Here is a 17,184-nt window from a genome sequence, read left to right as displayed (position 1 = left end):
AGCGTGGAGAGGTGAGCAGCAACGACCCGCGGTGCCCCGTCCGCCCGGGTGACTACTGCTCGCTCTGCGTCCCGGGCGCCAGCGGCCCGGAGAACTGCCCGTTGGTCGCGCTGGTGATGTCCGACCCGGACCTGCGGGAGCGGCTTGCCCAGCTGCAGCGCGAGGAGCGCGAGGACGCCGAGCGGCGCCGTACGGGGTAGTGCGAGACAGGCCGTGGGCGGTTTTCGCCCTCGGGGCCCGGTGTCCGTATACTTCCCCGGGTTGCCCGACCACGCCCTCGTGGACAGTCGGGCAGCACGCCGCCTTAGCTCAGTCGGTAGAGCGAATCACTCGTAATGATTAGGTCGTCAGTTCGATTCTGACAGGCGGCTCAGATAGGGCCCCTGGCCTGCAGCGATGCAGACCAGGGGCCTCCTTCGCGTCCAGGAGTGGCGCGGGATCCCGGCGAAACCCTGGTGCTTCGTCTTGGCAGCACCACGTTCCCACGGGGTCGAGGAGTCGACCGAGTTGGCTGATGGTCGGCGAGGAGACCCCCGATCCCATAGCGTGAGCACCACATCAAGACGGGAGGACGCCGCCTCCAGGGCCACCAGCCGCACCCGGAGCGCAGGCGCGGTCGATGATTCCGAACTCGTCCTCGTCGTCCCCCACGCGGAACTCCACGTACGCAGGCTCGGCCGGCGGGTGCGGGAAGGCGTAGTAGGGCTGGACCTGGAGCGCCTCGGTGTACCAGTCGCGGGCTGCACCCAGGTCGTCGGTAGAAGCTCAGGGTGGCGAATCCTCGAAACACGCGGCCTCCCGCGGAATGTGGGCGTTCAACCACCCCAGCACCGGATGGGCTCGTGGCGAGCACGTTGTCGCTCCGCGTGAGCGAGCGCGACATGCTCAGCGTCCGTGAGTCCCTCGCGACGTCACGTCCATGGGGACGATCCCGGTCCAGTCGGCGTCTCCGCGTCGTTGGTCACCTTCCTCGTCGTGAGGAACAGGGCCAGCATGCACAGGGCCCAGGCAAGGGCCAACCACCCGTCGGCCACGTCGCCCGTCGCGAAACAGGCCACTGCCCAGACCACCCCGTAGACCAGGCCGGCCAGGCCCACCCATCGGCCCGCCCGAGCGGCACGCAGCGCCCGCGTCGACTTGTCACCCATGGCGCTTCCCCTCCGGACACGGAGACCAGAACGTATCGGACTCGCCGTCGCGCCGCTACGGTGAGCGCCCAATCGAGGAACAGGAGCCCCATGAAGAAGCGCGCCGCCGTCATCGTCTCCCTGCTTGCCACCGCCACGCTGGCCCTCGTGCCGCCGTCCCAGGCAGCGACCGGGGCCGCCAAGGACAAGACCGGAGACGCCCCGGCCAAGCTGGACCTGACCCGCGTGAAGGTCTCCCACACCGCCGCCAAGGTGGTCATCACCACGAAGGTCCGCAAGCTGAAGAAGCGCGACACCCAGTTCTACGGCTACTACGTCGAGGGCCCGACCGCGCGCTACGCCGGCACCAGCCACCGCAAGCGCAACGGCAAGGTCGAGGAGAGCTGGTACTTCCGTCCCGAGGACAACCTGGTGCCGACAGAGTGCGGTGTCCGCACGAAGTGGAACATCAAGAAGTCGAGGATCCGGACGACGATCCCCCGCTCCTGCATCGCGGACGCGGGCACCCTCTCGTTCCGTACGTCGATCGGGCCGGGCACGAAGAACGGCGACGTCTCCGACGTGACCGAGGCCTTCAGCGTCACCCAGGACTGAGGCCTTCAGGGAGTTTTCCCTGCTGTCTCCGCAGGTGAGACGGAGGGGCCTTTTCGGGGTCGAACTGTCGGTGGCGTCCGGTTCAGTTCTCGTATGGACCTGACGGGTGTGGTGCTGGAGGAGCTGTCGCAGACGCGGCTGCTCGACCACGCCGACGAGGTCTCCCGGGTCCGGCGCGAGTGCGAGGTGCAGGAGCTGCGGATCGCGGTCCAGCACGCGGTGCTCAACAACCCCGGCACGCTCGACCCCGACCTGGCCCGACTACCCGGCCGAGAGCGTGCTCGGCGCTACGGCGGGCCGGGCACGGCCGAGGTTGCCGAGTTCTGCTGCGCCACCCTGGCCGCCGGGCTCGGCATCAGTCCGGGGGCCGGGGCCTCGCTGATCGCCGACGCCCTCGACCTCGCCACCCGGCTGCCGCTGCTGTGGCGTCGGGTCCAGGCCCTCGAGGTCCGTGCCTCCTACGCTCGGCACGTCGCCCGCAGGACCCGCGACCTCGAGCCCGACCAGGCGCGGTACGTCGACTGCAGGGTCGTCGAGTCCGCCGACGGGCGGATCCCCTGGTCCCGGTTCGAGGTGCTGGTCGCGGCGGCCGTGGCGGCCGCCGACCCAGTCGCGGCCGCCGAGCGGGAGGAGATCGCCGCCCAGGACCAGTTCGCCAAGCCCACTCGATCCACCGAGCACGGGCTGCGCGGCTTCTACGTGCGCGGGCCCTTCAACGTCATCGCCCTGCTGGATGCCCGGGTCGCGTACATCGCCGACATCCTCGCCGACCTTGGCGACGCGGACCCCGTCGACCGGCGCCGGGTCAAGGCCGTCGCGGTGCTCGCCAACCCCCACCTGGCCGTCGAGCTCATCACCGCCTTCACCCAGTGGAGCGACCGAACCCAGCGATCCCGCCGACCCCGGCGAACCCGCGGTGCGCACCGGTCCGCGCCCGATCCTCGACTGGACCAAGGTGCTGCCCCAGGTCACCGTCACCGTCCACACCTACGCGCCGGCCTGTGCATGCGACGAGCCCGGCACCGGGATCGTCCGGATCCCCGACCACGGCCCGGTCACCGCCGACTGGGTCCGCCGGTGGCTCGGGGAGTCCGCCTTCACCATCCGCCCCGTCCTCGCCGTCGAGGGACAGGCCCCGGTGGACGCCTACGAGGTCCCCGACTCCCACCGGCGCGCCGTGCAGGTGCTCAACCCCGCCGACGTCTTCCCCTACGCGACCAGCACGAGCCCCGGGTCGCACCAGCTCGACCACACCCGCGCCTACCAACGGGGGAGACCCGGGCAGTCCCGCATCGGGAACTACGGCCCGATGACCGGTTTCCACCATCGGATCAAGACGCACGGCGGCTGGCAGGTCCAGCAACCGTTCCCCGGCATCTTCCTGTGGCGGGATCCGTACGGCGCCCTCTACCTCGTCGACCACACCGGCACCCGCCGCCTCACCGTCGACCTGGCGGCCTGACCAGACGGGCGCTCGTTCTGCGTAGACGTCTGCTCAACGAACCCCTACCCTGACTCGCGGGGGTGGTGCGTGGTGAGCAATGCTCAGCGCCTGTCGGCAGGGTCGATCCTGGTCGTCGCGATGGCGGCGTTCCTGCCCTGGATGTCCGAGTGGGACGGCAACGTCTACGGACTCGACGGTGACGGCGTGATCACCCTGGTGCTCGCCGTGGTGGGCGGGGTCGTGCTCGCCACCTCGGCGGGATACGTCCCGCCGAAGAAGAACGCTCCGGCTCCCGGGCGCGGCCGGGACGTGGCGCTGCTGGTCCTGGCCGGTGTGGTCGGGGTGATCGCCCTGCTGGACCTGGGCGGCTCGGCGGCCATCGGGCTCTACCTCACCCTGCTCGGTGCGCTCGGCTGGCTGGCCGGTGCGGGCTGGCAGCTCGTCTCGTCCGGGCAGCCGGTCGTCACCGATCGGCGCCGCTGAGCAGACCGGCGTGCACCAGCATCCGCTCCACCCGCTCGCGCTCCAGCTCACGCTGGACCCCCCAGGGCAGTGAGCCGAGCCGGGTCTCGTACTCCAGGGAGTGGCAGACGGTGAGCAGGACGTCGTCGTACGCCTCGAGCCAGCCGCGCAGCCGCGCCACCGGCGTCCCGGCCGGCGCGTGCCGCAGGTCCGCGCGGATCCGGTCAGCGTCCGCGAGCGCCTGCTCCACCGGCGGACAGTGCGGCATCTCGGGCTGCGGCGGCAGCACGCCCCACCGCTGGCCGGTCCGGAGTGCCCGCGTGCGGTAGGTGTCCCACTCGGGGAACACCCACAGTGCGCACAGGGCGACGGCCAGAGCGCCGACCCGGAAGACCAGGAGCTCGTTCACGACCTCCAGCGTCCCTCGCAGGACGGTGGCCGCCCAAGAAAGACCGGGGTGGGTCTGTTCACACCCGGAAGGTCAGCCCAGGCCGAGCAGGCGCACGGACTCCTCACGCATCTCGACCTTGCGGATCTTCCCGGTCACCGTCATCGGGAACTCCTCGACCGCCAGCACGTAGCGCGGGATCTTGTAGTGCGCCAGCTTGCCGGCGGCGAACTCGCGCACGCCGGCCGGGTCCAGCGCGGTCGCGCCGGGCCGCATCCGGATCCAGGCGCACAGCTCCTCGCCGTACCGCTCGTCGGGGACGCCGACGACCTGCACGTCCTCCACGTCGGGGTGGGTGTAGAGGAACTCCTCGATCTCGCGCGGGTAGATGTTCTCCCCGCCGCGGATCACCATGTCCTTGATCCGGCCGACGATCGTGCAGTAGCCGTCCTCGCGCATCACCGCCAGGTCGCCGGTGTGCATCCAGCCCTCGTCGTCGATCGCCTCGGCGGTCTTCTCCGGCTCGTCCCAGTAGCCGAGCATCACCGAGTAGCCGCGGGTGCACAGCTCGCCGGTCTGTCCCCGGGGCACCGTCTCGCCGCTGACCGGGTCGACGACCTTGACCTCCACGTGCGGGTGGACCCGCCCGATGGTCGCGGTACGCCGCTCCAGGTCGTCGTCGGCGCGGGTCTGGGTGGAGACGGGGCTGGTCTCGGTCATCCCGTAGGCGATCGAGACCTCGGCCATGTGCATGTCGTCGACGCAGCGCTTCATCACCTCCACCGGGCACGGCGAGCCGGCCATGATCCCGGTGCGCAGGGTGGAGAGGTCGAAGGAGTCGAACTCCGGGTGGCTCTGCATCGCGATGAACATGGTCGGCACCCCGTAGACGGCGGTGCACCGCTCGTCCTGGACCGTCCGCAGGGTCACCTCGGGGTCGAAGCCGGGTGCCGGGATCACCATGGTGGCCCCGTGGGTGGTGCAGCCGAGGTTGCCCATCACCATCCCGAAGCAGTGGTAGAAGGGCACCGGGATGCAGAGCCGGTCCTCGTGCGTGAGGTTGATCGTCTCGGTGACGAAGTAGCCGTTGTTGAGGATGTTGCGGTGGCTCAGGGTCGCGCCCTTGGGGAAGCCGGTGGTGCCCGAGGTGTACTGGATGTTGATCGGGTCCGTGGGGCTCAGGCCGGCGGTCCGCTCGGCCAGCGTGTCGTCCGCCAACGCCTCGCCGGAGGCCAGCAGCTCGTCCCAGCCCGGGGTGCCGAGGTAGACCACCCGCTCCAGCGCGGTCTGCTCGCGGGTCTCCTCGACCATGCCGCGGTAGTCGCTGGTCTTGAACGACTCCGCCGCGATCAGCATCCTCATCCCCGACTGGTTCGCGACGAAGGCGAACTCGTGGGTGCGGTACGACGGGTTGACGTTGACCAGCACCACGCCCGCCTTCGCCGTGCCGTACTGCACCAGCGTCCACTCCGCGCAGTTCGGCGCCCAGACGCCCACCCGGTCCCCGGGCCGCATCCCGGCGGCGATCAGGGCGCGGGCGACCCGGTCGACGTCGCGGCCCAGCTCGGCCCAGGTCCAGCGACGCCCGGTCGCCACCTCGACCAGCGCCTCCCGGTCGGGATGCGCGGCGACCGTGCGGTCCAGGTTGGCCCCGATGGTCTCCTCGAGCAGCGGCGAGTCGGTCTCTCCGGCGGCATACGAGGGCGTCATGACCCAACTCTGCGTTGTGACGCGCATCTCACGCAAACTGGCACACTGAGGTCATGATCGCCCTCCACACCGCCGTCGCGATCGTCCTGGCGATCGGCCTCATCATCCGGTTCAAGGTCGATCCGGTGATCTCGCTGATCGTCGCCTCCCTCTACCTCGGCCTCGCCTCGGGGGTCGGGCCGACCGGCACGATCGAGGCGATCGCCACCGGCTTCGGCGAGATCATGGCCGAGGTCGGCCTGCTCATCGGCTTCGGCGTGCTGATCGGGTCGCTGCTGCAGAAGGCGGGCGCGTTCCGCCGTCTGGTGGAGGTGCTGGTCCGCGCGGTCGGGGCGAGCCGCCTGCCGTACGCCCTCTCCGCGCTGCTCTCCACGGTGATGCCGTCGATCTACGTCGACGTGCAAGTGGTGCTGGCCTCGCCGGTGGCGCGGTCGGCCGCACCCCGGCTCGGCCGCCACGGCCTGCCGCTGTTCGCCTCCGCCCTGGGCGCGGGCATCTTCGCCGGCTACGTCTTCGTCATCCCCGGCCTGGCGGCCATCTCCATCGCCGGGCTGCTCGACGTCTCCCTGGGGCTGTGGCTGGTCTACGGCATCGTGATCGGACCGGTCACCGCGGTGCTGACCACCCTGGTGATGCGGGTCGTGCTCCGCACCCGCTACTGGCGCCCGGACAACGACGAGGACGGGCGAGAGGCGCTGGCCGAGGCCGACGCCGAGCGCGAGGCGGAGCACGAGGTGATGACCAAGGGCGGGCGCCGGCTCCCGCTGGTGGTGCTGCTGCTGCCGATCCTGGTGCCGCTGGCGTTGATCGCCTTCGGTGCCTTCGCCGACCTCTTCGAGTTCTCCACCCCGGTGATCGCCTTCCTCGGCGACGCCAACTTCGCCCTCTTCGTCGGCCTGGTCGGCGCCTACCTGCTCTCCCGGCGGACGATGGGGATCGGCCACACCCGCAACGCGATGGAGGAGGGCTTCCACACCACCGGCGAGATCCTGCTGATCACCGGCGTCGGCGGGTCGCTCGGTGCGGTGATCGGGGCGACCGACCTCGACCAGGTGCTGGCCGACCTCTTCTCCGCCGACACCGGGGCCCCGGTGATCCTCACCCTGCTGCTGGCCTGGTTCATCGCCGCCCTGCTCCACCTGGCGATCGGCTCGGTCTCGGTGGCCGCGATCACCGCGGCCGGCATCATCGCCCCGATCCTCGGCTCGCTCGACGTGGCCCCGGTGGCGGTCGGGCTGGCGATCGCCTCGGGCGCGATGTTCGCCCTCCAGGTCAACAGCAACTTCTTCTGGATGTTCAAGGCGCTGCTCGGCCTCTCCACCTCCGGTGCGCTGAAGACGCTGACCGTGGCGACCTCCGTGGCGTCGGTGATCTCGCTGCCGATGGTGCTGGTGGTGGCGCTGATCGCCTGACCCGGCGGTCAGGCCGTCAGAACTGGGCCACCCACTCGCCGCACCCGGTGGTGCGGAAGAACCCGCCGTCGGTCAGGGTGATGGTGATCGTCTCGCCCTCGGCCGCGGTCTGCTCGTCGCCCGGGGGCACCGCGCTGTCCTCGTCGTCGGTCTGCACCCAGGTGCAGTCACCGCTCGCGGCCACTGCCTCGTACGTGCCGGCCTCGACGTCGACGCCGACCTCGAAGACGCCGTCGGTGTCCACGACGTCCGTGCCGGTGCCCCCGTCGGTCAGCTCCTGCTCGGCCTCGGCGACCGCCTTCTCGCGGGTGGCGACGGCCTTCTCCTGGCGGGTCAGGGCCTTCCGCTGCCTGGTGACCTTCTTGCGCGCCTTCGCCAGGTCGGCCTGGTCCTCGGTGAGCGAGGCCTCGCGTGCGTCCAGGTCGTCCTCGAGGCCGCGCAGCTCGGCGGCGCGGGCCTCACGGTCGCTGCCCCGGTCGAGGGGGTCGAGGGTCGCGCCGCCGGCGAACCCGGCCGCTCCGGCCAGCAGGGCCACGGTGACCACGATCGGCCAGGTGCGTCGCCGCCCGGCGTCGGCCGGCGCGGGGGCAGGGGCCTCGGGGGCGGGGCCCGGAAGCTCGTCCTCCTGCGGGGCCTCGTACGACGGGAGCGGCTTGGGCTCCACGTCGAAGCGCCCGTTGGCGATGTCCCTCCAGGTGTGCGGCGTCTCGGTCATGCGCTGTGTCGTCCTCGGTCTGGTCTGCGCGACGGGCGCGCGGCGAGACCGTCGTGGTCCCGCGGGGGGCCAGTGAAGCCTGCCCGAGGGCCGGAGGGGGCGGGAATCGACAAAGACGAAGCCCGCCGGTCAGTCCTGCCGCAGCCGGGCGTAGGCGTGCTGGAGGAAGTCCGAGGCGGACACCACGACCATCACCGCGGCCGCAGCGCGGGTAGCCCGGGGCGCGAACGTCAGGCCGGCGACGTACGCCGTGCTCACCCACACGCCGAGGCAGAACGGGCAGGTGAGGAGCTCGCCGATGGTGTGCCGCACCGGTCCGGCGTCGTCGCGCGGGTGCTCCACGTGCTCCCCGGAGCCGGCCGGCTCGTCGAACTCGACGAACGGCGCGCGCAGCGGACTGGCGACCGACGACTTGGAGATGAGCCGGGTCAGCTTGTGCGCGGCGATCCCGCCCAGCGCCAGGTCCTGGAGGTCGTAGCGCTCGGGCACCGTGCCGGGTCGCGCGCGGGCGACCGCCGCCACCAGCCCGACCATCGCGGAGTAGGAGAGCATGCTCCCGGCGAAGCCGGCGAGGTTGACCTCGCCGTCGGGGTCGTAGGCCCGCGTGGGCAGCTTCGTGGCCAGGGAGGCGGAGAGGTCCATGGTGCTCCTCGGGTCGTCGGTGCGGCCTCCGGTGCGTACCCAGTGCCCACCCGCTTCACCCCGCGTCGGGCACGCCGGGAAGCCGGACCACGAACCGCGCGCCGCCCTGGACGGTGACCGACCCGCCGTGGGCCTCGACGACCGAGCGGACGATGGCCAGGCCGAGGCCGCTGCCTCCGGCGTCCCGGGCCCGGGCCTCGTCGAGCCGGACGAACCGCTCGAAGACCCGCTCCCGCTCCTCGGGTGGGATCCCCTGGCCGTCGTCGCTGACGACCAGCACCACCTCGCGGCCGCCGGGTCCGGCCGGGTGCAGCTCGACCGTGACCCGGCTCCGGGCGTGCCGCACCGCGTTGTCGAGCAGGTTGCGCACGACCTGGCCGAGCGCGACGGGATCGCCGAGCACCCGGGCCGCGCCCACGGCCGAGGCGTCCACGGTCACTCCCTCGCGCCGGGAGCGACGTACGCCGGCCAGCACCAGGTCGTCGAGGTCCACCTCGCGCCGGACCAGGGCGGCCCCGGCGTCGTCTCGGGTGAGCAGGAGCAGCTGCTCGACCAGGTGCTGCATCCGCACCGACTCCGCGAGCACGGCCTCGGCCAGCTCGCCCTCGGGCAGCGCGTCGGGGTGGGCCACCGCGACCTCGGCCGTCTGCCGGATCGAGGCCAGCGGGGAGCGGAGCTCGTGCGAGGCGTCGGCCACGAACCGCCGCTGACGCTCCGATGAGCCCTCGAGCCGGCCCAGCATCAGGTTCATCGTCCGGGCCAGCCGGTTCACCTCGTCGCGGGAGCGGGGCTCGGGCACCCGGCGGTCCAGCCGGTCGCCGGTGATCTGCTCGACCTCGCGGCGGATCCGCTCGACCGGTGCGAGCGCCCGCCCGACCACCAGCCAGGTGACCCCGGAGACCACCAGCAGCACCAGCGGGAGGCCGACGACCAGGGGAGGCACCAGGGCGGCGATCGAGTCGTCGACCTCCTCCCAGGAGACCGCCACCACGACGACCGCGTCCTCGCCGTCGCCCGGCAGCTCGACGTCCTCGGTGGCCACCAGGTAGTCGGAGTCGGTGCCGGGGACCCGGACCCGCGCGGTGTCGGAGGCCGGGAGGGCGGGCAGGCCGGGCTGGGAGGAGCGCAGCACCCGGCCCTCCTCGTCCTGGACCTGCCAGAGGGGTTCGTCCTCGTCCAGGTCGTCAGGGTCGTCGTCCAGGTCGCCGTCGTCCTCGCCCGGCGCGGGGAGCCCCGAGGCCTCGACCTGCTGGGCCAGGGCGGCGGTCCGCTGGGTGGCGGTCGCCTCCAGGCCGTCGCGGAGCGACCCGCGAACCAGCCAGACCAGGGCGATCGCGCCGACCAGCAGCGCGAGCGCGACGACGAGGGTGGCCGCCGCGGTGGTGCGCACCCGCACCGACGACCGGGCGGAGCGCTCAGCCACCGTCGCTCGCCAGCCGGTAGCCCGCGCCGCGCAGGGTCTGGATGGCCTCCCGCCCGAAGGGCCGGTCGATCTTGTTGCGCAGGTGCCGGACGTAGACCTCCACGATGTTGGGGTCGCCCTCGAAGTCGACGTCCCACACGGCGTCCAGGATCTGCCGCTTGGAGACCACGTCGCCGCGGTGCCGCATCAGGTGCTCGAGCAGGGAGAGCTCCCGGGCGGTCAGGTCGAGCTCGGTCTCCCCGCGCCAGGCACGGCGGGCCGCGGGGTCCAGCCGCAGGTCGCCGGCCTCCAGCTGGGTGGGCCGCTCCCGGGCTCCCCGGCGTACGACGGCGCGCAGCCGGGCGACCAGCACCGGGAAGGAGAAGGGCTTGGTCAGGTAGTCGTCCGCGCCGGTGTCCAGGCCCTCGACCTGGTCCCACTCGCCGTCCTTGGCGGTGAGCATCAGCACCGGGGTCCAGTTCTGCTCGCGACGCAGCGTCTCGCAGACCTTGTAGCCGTTGATGCCGGGGAGCATCAGGTCGAGCAGGATTGCGTCGTAGTCGTGCTCGCGCGCCAGCCAGAGCCCGTCCACGCCGTCGTGGGCGACGTCGACCGCGAACCCCTCCGCCTCGAGGCCGACCTTGAGCGAGCGCGCGAGCCGCTGCTCGTCGTCGACGACGAGTACGCGCATGGTCAGCCTCCGGGGGTCGGGGCTCCCATTCTCGCCTGGGCCTGCTGAACCTGCGCTGAAGGCGTCGTCCGGGGCTCGGCCGACCGCGTGCCGGCCCGCAGGAAGCGGCCGGTCCGCTCCTGGCCGAGCGCCTCGGTGGCGGCGCCGTCGCGCCACACCGCCCGGCCGCCCACCATCACCAGCGGGACGGTCGCGTCGTTGCGGTTGACCATCCGCGACAGGCCGCCGTACTGCGCGCACGGCTCCTCGGCGTACTCCTCGAGGGAGTCGTCGAGCCGCTCGGGGTCGACCAGCATCAGGTCGGCGCGGTCCCCGAGCCGCAGGTGGCCGGCGTCGATGCCGTACCAGTCGGCGAGCTCGCCGGTCATCCGGTGCACCGCCCGCTCCATGGTCAGGAACGGCTCGCCGGCCCGCTCGGCGTCGCGCACGTGCTTGAGCAGCCGTAGCCCGAAGTTGTAGAACGCCATGTTGCGCAGGTGGGCACCGGCGTCGGAGAAGCCCATCTGCACGCCCTTCTCGGCGGCGATCTTGCGGAGCACCTGGGGCCGGTGGCCGGAGATCGTGGTCCGCCAGCGCACGGCCGTGCCGTGCTCGATCACCAGGTCGAGGAAGGCGTCGACCGGGTGCTGCCCGCCGCGCTCCACGCCGACCTGGCCGAACGACTTGCCGACCACGTCGGCGTCGGGACAGGCGACGATCTCGGCGTCGAAGAAGTCGCGGTGCCACACCCGCGGGGAGTACTTCGCCTCGTAGTCCTTGCGGAACGCCGCCCGGTACGCCGGGTCGCGCATCAGCTCGTCGCGAGCGATCTTCTCGCTCAGGTGCAGGGCGGCGGCGCCGGTGCCGAACTCCTCGAAGATCACCAGGTCGACGCCGTCGGCGTAGACCTCGAACGGGACCGGCAGGTGCTGCCAGCGGAAGTCGGCGCCGAGCCGGTTGACGGTGCCGGCCAGGCCGCGCATCAGGTGGATGACGAACGGGATGGCCTTGAGGTCGGCCGCCGAGAGCAGGCTGGTGCGCAGGGGGCGCCGGCCCAACCGGGGCAGGCCGATCGAGTGCAGTGCCTGCACCAGGATCGTGTGCGGGTGGGAGGCGTCCGGCCCGGCCTGGAGCACCCGGTCGCGGCGGCGCAGGATCGACCGGAGCCGGCGCATCTCCCGGCTCCTGGCGAAGGTCGAGGGCAGGGTGCGTGATCGGCACAGGTCGCCGTCGAGCTTGTCGAAGAGCAGCTGCTGGGCCGACATGCCGACGAAGCCGGCCGCCAGCGCCGACTCCAGCAGCTGCTCCATCCGGCGCAGCTCGGCCTCGGTGGGGACGACGTCGTCACGGGTCGCCCGGTCCAGCCCCATCGTGGCGGTGCGCACGTCGGAGTGGCCCAGGAACGCGGCCAGGTTGGGTCCCAGGGGGAGCCGCTCGAGCGCCTCGACGTAGGAGGCCGCGTCGTGCCAGGTCTTCTGCTCCTGCACGTGCTCGATCACGTGCTGCCGGGGGATCGCCTCCACCCGGCCGAAGAGGTCGCCCGCGTCGACGCTGTCGACGTGCACCGTCGAGAGCGAGCAGGAGCCGAGCAGGACGGTGGTGACCCCGTGCCGCAGCGACTCCACCAGGGCCGGCCCCTGGAGCACCTCGACGTCGTAGTGGGTGTGGATGTCGATCATCCCGGGGAGCAGCCACAGCCCGTCGGCGTCGACCACGTCGGGGCAGCCCGTGGTGTCCAGCGGCTGGGCGGAGACCGACTCGACCCGCCCGTTCCGCAGCCCGACGTCACGGACCTCCGAGGGGGCTCCGGTGCCGTCGAACCACCGGGCCCGACGGATCACGGTGTCGAACGGGCGCATCTCGCGCAGTGTGCTCTGGCTCACATCGTCGGACGGCATGGTGCATGGAACCGCGGCCCGGGGCGGGTGTCAACGGGCCGGAGACCCTGGTGCTCGGGTCGGTAGGAGGTGCCGGACCAGGCGCCCGGCCAGGCGCGGGGTGATCCGTCCGTCGCCCAGTCCCAGCTCGACCAGCTGGTCGAAGACCCGGCGGTCGGCGGCGGCCGCCCGGATCCCGGCGTCGACCACGGCCGGCACCCGGGTCAGCCGGGCCGCGGTCCAGGTGTGGTGCAGGTGCCGGCCGAGCAGCCCGCGCACCGCCGTCCGGTGCCGCAGGCCCGCCTGGTCCGGGGCGCCGGCCCCCAGCGCGCGGGCCGCCGAGACGCCCGCCAGGGCGCCGGTCGCCACCGCGTAGTAGATCCCCTCGCCGGTCATCGGGTTGACCAGCCCGGCGGCGTCGCCGGCCAGCAGCACCGGTCCGTCGGGCTGCTCCGGCCCCCAGCCCCACGAGGAGAGCGGCAGGTGGTGGGCGCGCCAGTCGGTCCCGGTCGCGGCAGCACCGGGGACCAGCCGCTCCAGCTGGTCCAGCAGCAGGGCACGGCTCAGCGGCTCACCGTCGCCGGCCAGCTCGCCGTACCCCACGTTGACCAGGCCGTCGCCGCGGTCGAAGGCCCAGGCGTACGCCGGCTGCGGCCGGTCGCCGAACCGGATCAGCTGGCGCCGCGCCAGGCGGGCGGTCACCGGCGCGTAGCCCCGGATCGCCAGCGCCTGCGGGCTGCGCTCCGCCGCGCCCACCGCGACCCGCACCGCCGAGTGCGCCCCGTCCGCGCCGACCACCACCCGGGCCAGCAGCCGCCCGTCCAGCAGGACGCCGTCCGGGCCCACGGTCAGGTCGCGGACCCGGTGGTGCAGCAGCGTCGCGCCGGCGGCGGTGGCGTGCTCCACCAGCCGTGCGTCGAGCACCCGGCGCGGCACCACGTGCACCGGGCGCGCCATCCGGTTGCCCACCACCCGCTCGCCCCGGGCCAGGTCGAGCCGGCTCAGCGGGGTCCACCCGGAGACCACGTCTCCCGCCCCGAGCGGCTCGAGCACGTCCAGCACGTGCGGGGCGACCCCGTCCCCGCAGCACTTGTCCCGGGGGAAGTCCGCCCGGTCCAGCAGCGCGACCCGCAGGTGCGGGGCGTGCCGCAGCGCCGCCAGGGCGGCGGTGGCCCCGGCCGGCCCGGCGCCCACCACGGCCAGGTCCCAGGCGGGGGTGGGCGAGCCGCTCATCGCGCCGCCACCACCAGGACCGCGTCCACCAGGGCGATCGCCATCGCCGCCCGGAACGGGGTCCGGCCCCCGGCGAGCAGCGCGACCCCGCCGAGCACCAGCACGACCGCGACCGCGCCCAGCACCAGCGGCCAGGCCGTCGACCGGGTCGCCTCGTCCCCGGTCGCCAGCACCCCGGCCGCCACGATCAGCGAGGCCGCGACCAGCACCAGCGCCGCCGCCACCGTCGAGCCGCGGGCGCCGAGCCGGTGCGGCAGCCCGTGGACGCCGGTCGCGGCGTCGTCGGCCAGGTCCGGCAGGGTGTTGACCAGGTGGGCGCCCACCCCCAGCATCGCGCCCGCCACCGGCACCCAGGCCGGGGGGAGGGCGGCGTCCGGCCCGGCGAGGGCGACGAAGACCGTGAGGCCGCCGAACGCCACGGCGTAGGGCAGCCAGGAGAGGGCGGTGGCCTTGAGCCTGAGGTTGTAGGCCCAGCCGGCGGCGACGCAGACCAGGTGGACCAGCCCCGGCAGCCAGCCGCACGCCAGCGAGAGCACCACGGTGGCGGCCACCGCGACCCGGCACGCGGTGGCGACCCGCGCGACCGAGAGCTCGCCGGTGGCCAGCGGCTTGTCGCGGCGGCCCACGTCCCGGTCGCGCCCGGCGTCGAGGAGGTCGTTGGACCAGCCGATGCTCAGCTGGCCGGTGAGCACGGCGGCCGCGACCAGCGCGGTACGGCCGGGCGAGAGCCCCTCGGCGACCGCCAGCGCCGCGGCCAGCACGGTGACCGCGACCACGGGGCCGGGGTGGGAGGCCCGCAGCAGGGCGGTCACTGGACTCGTCACTGGGGCCTCGCCAGCTGGTCGACCGCGGCCGCGAAGACGCGGGGCAGCCGGCGCGCCGCCGGCACGATCATCCGCCGCACCGGACCTGCCCGGGTCGCGGTGACCAGGCCGAGGGTGAGCAGCTCGTGCCGGCGGCCCAGCCGCCGCGAGCTGACGGCGTACGACGCCGGGTCGTCGGCGGTGATCGCCCGGACCGCGGCCTCCGCCTGCGCCGTCCCCAGGGCGATCCCCTCGCCGGTGAGCGCGTCCACGTAGCCGGCGGCGTCGCCGACCAGCAGCACCCGGCCGCGGACCCGCCCGGTCACCCGCTGACGCAAGGGTCCGGCGCCGCGGACGGCACCCGCCCCGTCGGCGTCCCGGAGCCGGTCGAGCAGCCGGGGGAACTGGTCCAGCAGCACCTCGAACGGGAGCCGCTCGGCGCTGAGCACGGCGACGCCCACCTGGTGCGGGCCCACCGGGGTCACGTAGGCCTCGGCGCCGCCGGCCCAGTGGACCTCGACGTGCGAGCTCCACGGGGTGACGGCGAAGTGCCGGCGCAGGCCGTAGCGGCGGCTCCGGGTGGGGGTGCCGCCGAGGCCGACCAGACGGCGTACGGGGGAGTGCAGACCGTCGGCGCCCACGAGGTAGCGGGCCGGACTGCCGTCGACCAGCAGGTGGGTCTCGCGGTCGACGACCGCCTTGACCGCGGTGTGCTCCACCGGGATGTCCGCGCGCTCGACCCGGTCCAGCAGGGCGGCGTGCAGGGTGGTGCGGCGCACGCCCAGTCCGGAGCCGCGGCGGAACGGTGCCTCCGCGGTGCGCCCGCGCCCGTCGAGGTAGCGGATCCCGGTGATCGGCTGCCCCGCCGGGTGCACCCCGAGCTCGCGCAGGCGGGCCACCGCGCCGGGCATCAGTCCCTCGCCGCAGGCCTTGTCGACCACCCCGGCCCGTGGTTCGCGGACCACGACGTCGAGGCCGGCGCGGGCGGCGTACAGCGCCGTGGCCAGTCCGACGGGGCCTCCGCCGGCGACCACGAGGTCACGCATGGGCCTGGTCGGGGCGGTGCTCGGAGTCCGGCGGCAGCGTGGCCAGCGCCTCGTCCTCCACCCGGATCCGGGTCCGGAGCAGGAACGCGTTGGCCACGGTGAAGAGCAGGGCGGTGATCCAGCAGCCGTGCACGAGCGGGAGGGCGACGCCCTCGGCGACCACCGCGACGTAGTTGGGGTGGCGGAACCAGCGGTAGGGCCCGGACCGCACCGGCGCCAGCCCGGGCACGATGATCACCCGGGTGTTCCACCGGCGCCCGAGGGTGGCGATGCACCACCAGCGCAGCGCCTGTGCGGCCACCACGACAGCGAGCATCGACCAGGCCAGCGCGGGTGGCACGTCCGGTCGTCGCCAGAACGCCTCGAGCAGCATCGCGACCAGGAAGCCGGTGTGCAGCAGCACCATCACCGGGTAGTGGCCCCGGCCGGACTCGACGCCGCCGCGGGCCATGCTCCAGGCGGCGTTGCGGGTGGAGACCACCATCTCGGCCAGGCGCTCGAGCGCCACCAGGGCGACGACCACCACGAAGGCGGTCAGCGTGGTCACGCCGCGCTCCCGTCGCGCGCCCGCAGCAGCACCAGCTCGGAGCAGAAGCCCGGTCCCATGGCCAGCAGCATCCCGTAGGAGCCGGGGGTGGGTGGCCGCTCGCGCAGCGTGTCGGCGAAGACGTGCAGCACCGAGGCCGAGGAGAGGTTGCCGATCCGGCGCAGCGAGTCCCGGGTCAGCGCCAGGTCGTGGTCGGTGAGCTCCAGGGTGTCGCGCAGCGCGTCGATCACCTTCGGCCCGCCCGGGTGGCAGACCCAGAAGCCGATGTCGTCGCGGGTCAGCCCGTGGTCGGCCAGGAAGCCGTCGACGTCCTCGCGCAGGAAGCGTCCGACGATCGCCGGCACCTGCGCGTCCAGCACGATCCGCAGGCCGGTGCTGCCCACGTCGAAGCCCATGGTCCGCTCGGTGTCGGGATAGAGCCGGCTCCGGGTGGCCAGCACCTCGACCGGCCCGCGGCGGCGCGCTCCGGCGGCCACCAGCGCCGCGGCCCCGTCGCCGAAGAGGCCGCTGGCGACCAGGTTGGCGACCGAGACGTCGTCGCGCTGGATCGTCAGGGAGCAGAGCTCGACCGCGACCAGCACCGCGACGTCGTCGGGATGGCCGACCAGGTAGTCGTGCAGCCGCGCCGTGCCGGCGGCGCCGGCCACGCACCCGAGCCCGACGATCGGCACCCGCTTCACGTCGGGGCGCAGGCCCACGACCGCCGCGATCCGCGCCTCCAGCGACGGGATCGCCAGGCCGGTGACGGTGGCCGAGACGATCATGTCCACGTCGCTGGGGAGCAGGTCGGCCGCCTTGAGCGCGTCCTCGAGGGCGCGTGCGCCCAGCGCGACGGCATGTTCGAGGAAGAGGTCGTTGGCCTGGTCGAACGAGCCGAGCTCGGCGTACTGCTCCAGGGGAAGCACCAGGTGCCGCTGGTCCACCCCCGCGTTGCCGTGCAGGACCCGCAGCTTGCGCTCGTCCAGTGCGCCCCGGGCCACCACCCGGGCCAGGGCGTCGGTGATCTCGCCCTGGGGGTGACGGTGCGGCGGCAGCGCGCCGGCGACGGAGAGGATGTCCATTGTCGCCATGCGTACCCCACACGGGGGATT

At 73.4% G+C, this 17,184-nt stretch carries 19 protein-coding genes and 1 tRNA gene; 6 read left to right on the top strand and 14 right to left on the bottom strand.

All coding sequences use genetic code 11. The features are described from left to right. Positions 1 to 11: 11 nt before the first annotated feature. On the top strand, positions 12 to 200 hold the full coding sequence (locus H8838_RS17705; protein WP_181311953.1) for a DUF6767 domain-containing protein: 189 nt from the start codon (positions 12 to 14) through the stop codon (positions 198 to 200). Positions 201 to 298: 98 nt separating this feature from the next. Beyond that, positions 299 to 371: transfer RNA gene (locus H8838_RS17700), tRNA-Thr, on the top strand. A gap of 540 nt (positions 372 to 911) precedes the next feature. On the opposite strand, the gene H8838_RS17695 is transcribed toward H8838_RS17700, so the two are convergent. Further along, positions 912 to 1,148 carry a hypothetical protein gene (locus H8838_RS17695; RefSeq protein WP_185994455.1) on the bottom strand — a complete coding sequence of 79 codons (237 nt, stop codon included), beginning with the start codon at positions 1,146 to 1,148 and terminating at the stop codon, positions 912 to 914. 90 nt (positions 1,149 to 1,238) lie between these two features. On the opposite strand from H8838_RS17695, the gene H8838_RS17690 reads away from it, so the two are divergent. Then, a complete protein-coding gene (locus tag H8838_RS17690) occupies positions 1,239 to 1,742 on the top strand; it encodes a hypothetical protein (protein ID WP_181311951.1) in 504 nt (167 codons plus the stop codon). Positions 1,743 to 2,003: 261 nt separating this feature from the next. On the opposite strand, the gene H8838_RS17685 is transcribed toward H8838_RS17690, so the two are convergent. After that, complete coding sequence (locus H8838_RS17685; RefSeq protein WP_185994456.1) at positions 2,004 to 2,666, bottom strand: hypothetical protein; 663 nt, start codon at positions 2,664 to 2,666, stop codon at positions 2,004 to 2,006. Between H8838_RS17685 and H8838_RS17680 the strand changes: the two genes are divergently transcribed. Both H8838_RS17680 and H8838_RS17675 read left to right on the top strand, forming a co-directional pair. Continuing rightward, complete coding sequence (locus H8838_RS17680) at positions 2,659 to 3,204, top strand: hypothetical protein (RefSeq protein WP_185994457.1); 546 nt, start codon at positions 2,659 to 2,661, stop codon at positions 3,202 to 3,204. The two genes, H8838_RS17685 and H8838_RS17680, sit on opposite strands and share 8 nt — an antisense overlap. 69 nt (positions 3,205 to 3,273) lie before the next feature. After that, positions 3,274 to 3,669, top strand: coding sequence for a hypothetical protein (locus tag H8838_RS17675; RefSeq protein ID WP_181311949.1), 396 nt, complete (start codon positions 3,274 to 3,276; stop codon positions 3,667 to 3,669). On the opposite strand, the gene H8838_RS17670 is transcribed toward H8838_RS17675, so the two are convergent. Together H8838_RS17670 and H8838_RS17665 are read right to left on the bottom strand one after the other, a co-directional pair. Beyond that, positions 3,650 to 4,057 (bottom strand): hypothetical protein, encoded by a 408-nt coding sequence (locus H8838_RS17670; RefSeq protein ID WP_181311948.1) that lies wholly within the window; start codon positions 4,055 to 4,057, stop codon positions 3,650 to 3,652. The genes H8838_RS17675 and H8838_RS17670 overlap by 20 nt on opposite strands. Positions 4,058 to 4,129: 72 nt before the next feature. Next, complete coding sequence (locus H8838_RS17665) at positions 4,130 to 5,746, bottom strand: AMP-binding protein (protein ID WP_185994458.1); 1,617 nt, start codon at positions 5,744 to 5,746, stop codon at positions 4,130 to 4,132. A gap of 53 nt (positions 5,747 to 5,799) precedes the next feature. Here H8838_RS17665 and H8838_RS17660 point away from each other — a divergent pair, with 53 nt between their 5' ends. Beyond that, positions 5,800 to 7,158: a GntP family permease gene (locus H8838_RS17660; RefSeq protein ID WP_181311946.1), complete on the top strand. Its 1,359-nt coding sequence runs from the start codon at positions 5,800 to 5,802 to the stop codon at positions 7,156 to 7,158. A gap of 16 nt (positions 7,159 to 7,174) precedes the next feature. On the opposite strand, the gene H8838_RS17655 is transcribed toward H8838_RS17660, so the two are convergent. From H8838_RS17655 to H8838_RS17610, 10 genes are all read right to left on the bottom strand, one after another. Beyond that, entirely contained in the window at positions 7,175 to 7,873 is a 699-nt protein-coding gene (locus tag H8838_RS17655) for a hypothetical protein (RefSeq protein WP_185994459.1), read from the bottom strand. Between the two features lie 129 nt (positions 7,874 to 8,002). Beyond that, the gene (locus tag H8838_RS17650; protein ID WP_181311944.1) at positions 8,003 to 8,515 is read right to left on the bottom strand and encodes a DUF1360 domain-containing protein; all 513 of its coding nucleotides are present in this window, start codon (positions 8,513 to 8,515) and stop codon (positions 8,003 to 8,005) included. 55 nt (positions 8,516 to 8,570) lie between these two features. Then, positions 8,571 to 9,938, bottom strand: coding sequence for a sensor histidine kinase (locus H8838_RS17645; RefSeq protein ID WP_185994460.1), 1,368 nt, complete (start codon positions 9,936 to 9,938; stop codon positions 8,571 to 8,573). Continuing rightward, on the bottom strand, positions 9,931 to 10,608 hold the full coding sequence (locus tag H8838_RS17640) for a response regulator transcription factor (protein ID WP_181311942.1): 678 nt from the start codon (positions 10,606 to 10,608) through the stop codon (positions 9,931 to 9,933). The genes H8838_RS17645 and H8838_RS17640 overlap by 8 nt, the downstream gene beginning before the upstream one ends. Before the next feature lie 2 nt (positions 10,609 to 10,610). Continuing rightward, positions 10,611 to 12,470: an N-acyl-D-amino-acid deacylase family protein gene (locus H8838_RS17635; protein WP_224766232.1), complete on the bottom strand. Its 1,860-nt coding sequence runs from the start codon at positions 12,468 to 12,470 to the stop codon at positions 10,611 to 10,613. Between the two features lie 45 nt (positions 12,471 to 12,515). Next, complete coding sequence (locus tag H8838_RS17630) at positions 12,516 to 13,697, bottom strand: geranylgeranyl reductase family protein (protein ID WP_185994461.1); 1,182 nt, start codon at positions 13,695 to 13,697, stop codon at positions 12,516 to 12,518. Further along, positions 13,694 to 14,509, bottom strand: a complete 816-nt coding sequence (locus tag H8838_RS17625) for a UbiA family prenyltransferase (protein ID WP_185994462.1) — start codon at positions 14,507 to 14,509, stop codon at positions 13,694 to 13,696. The genes H8838_RS17630 and H8838_RS17625 overlap by 4 nt, the downstream gene beginning before the upstream one ends. Positions 14,510 to 14,517: 8 nt before the next feature. Beyond that, complete coding sequence (locus H8838_RS17620; protein ID WP_181311939.1) at positions 14,518 to 15,546, bottom strand: NAD(P)/FAD-dependent oxidoreductase; 1,029 nt, start codon at positions 15,544 to 15,546, stop codon at positions 14,518 to 14,520. After that, the gene (locus tag H8838_RS17615) at positions 15,539 to 16,093 is read right to left on the bottom strand and encodes an isoprenylcysteine carboxyl methyltransferase family protein (RefSeq protein ID WP_224766231.1); all 555 of its coding nucleotides are present in this window, start codon (positions 16,091 to 16,093) and stop codon (positions 15,539 to 15,541) included. The genes H8838_RS17620 and H8838_RS17615 overlap by 8 nt, the downstream gene beginning before the upstream one ends. Further along, positions 16,090 to 17,154 (bottom strand): type III polyketide synthase, encoded by a 1,065-nt coding sequence (locus tag H8838_RS17610; protein ID WP_181311938.1) that lies wholly within the window; start codon positions 17,152 to 17,154, stop codon positions 16,090 to 16,092. Before H8838_RS17610 ends, H8838_RS17615 begins: the two co-directional genes overlap by 4 nt. Between the last annotated feature and the right edge of the window lie 30 nt (positions 17,155 to 17,184).

It is taken from the genome of Nocardioides campestrisoli (assembly GCF_013624435.2).
GTDB classification, from domain to species: domain Bacteria; phylum Actinomycetota; class Actinomycetes; order Propionibacteriales; family Nocardioidaceae; genus Nocardioides; species Nocardioides campestrisoli.
Note: the sequence above shows the minus strand (reverse complement) of the source record. Positions and strands in the feature narration are given on the sequence as shown.

Bases quoted from the DNA above. Each gene is read 5' to 3' on its own strand.
- H8838_RS17695 (WP_185994455.1), bottom strand. From the start codon at position 1,148: ATGGGTGACAAGTCGACGCGGGCGCTGCGTGCCGCTCGGGCGGGCCGA.
- H8838_RS17690 (WP_181311951.1), top strand. From the start codon at position 1,239: ATGAAGAAGCGCGCCGCCGTCATCGTCTCCCTGCTTGCCACCGCCACG.
- H8838_RS17665 (WP_185994458.1), bottom strand. From the start codon at position 5,746: ATGACGCCCTCGTATGCCGCCGGAGAGACCGACTCGCCGCTGCTCGAG.
- H8838_RS17660 (WP_181311946.1), top strand. From the start codon at position 5,800: ATGATCGCCCTCCACACCGCCGTCGCGATCGTCCTGGCGATCGGCCTC.
- H8838_RS17655 (WP_185994459.1), bottom strand. From the start codon at position 7,873: ATGACCGAGACGCCGCACACCTGGAGGGACATCGCCAACGGGCGCTTC.
- H8838_RS17650 (WP_181311944.1), bottom strand. From the start codon at position 8,515: ATGGACCTCTCCGCCTCCCTGGCCACGAAGCTGCCCACGCGGGCCTAC.
- H8838_RS17640 (WP_181311942.1), bottom strand. From the start codon at position 10,608: ATGCGCGTACTCGTCGTCGACGACGAGCAGCGGCTCGCGCGCTCGCTC.
- H8838_RS17630 (WP_185994461.1), bottom strand. From the start codon at position 13,697: ATGAGCGGCTCGCCCACCCCCGCCTGGGACCTGGCCGTGGTGGGCGCC.
- H8838_RS17620 (WP_181311939.1), bottom strand. From the start codon at position 15,546: ATGCGTGACCTCGTGGTCGCCGGCGGAGGCCCCGTCGGACTGGCCACG.
- H8838_RS17610 (WP_181311938.1), bottom strand. From the start codon at position 17,154: ATGGACATCCTCTCCGTCGCCGGCGCGCTGCCGCCGCACCGTCACCCC.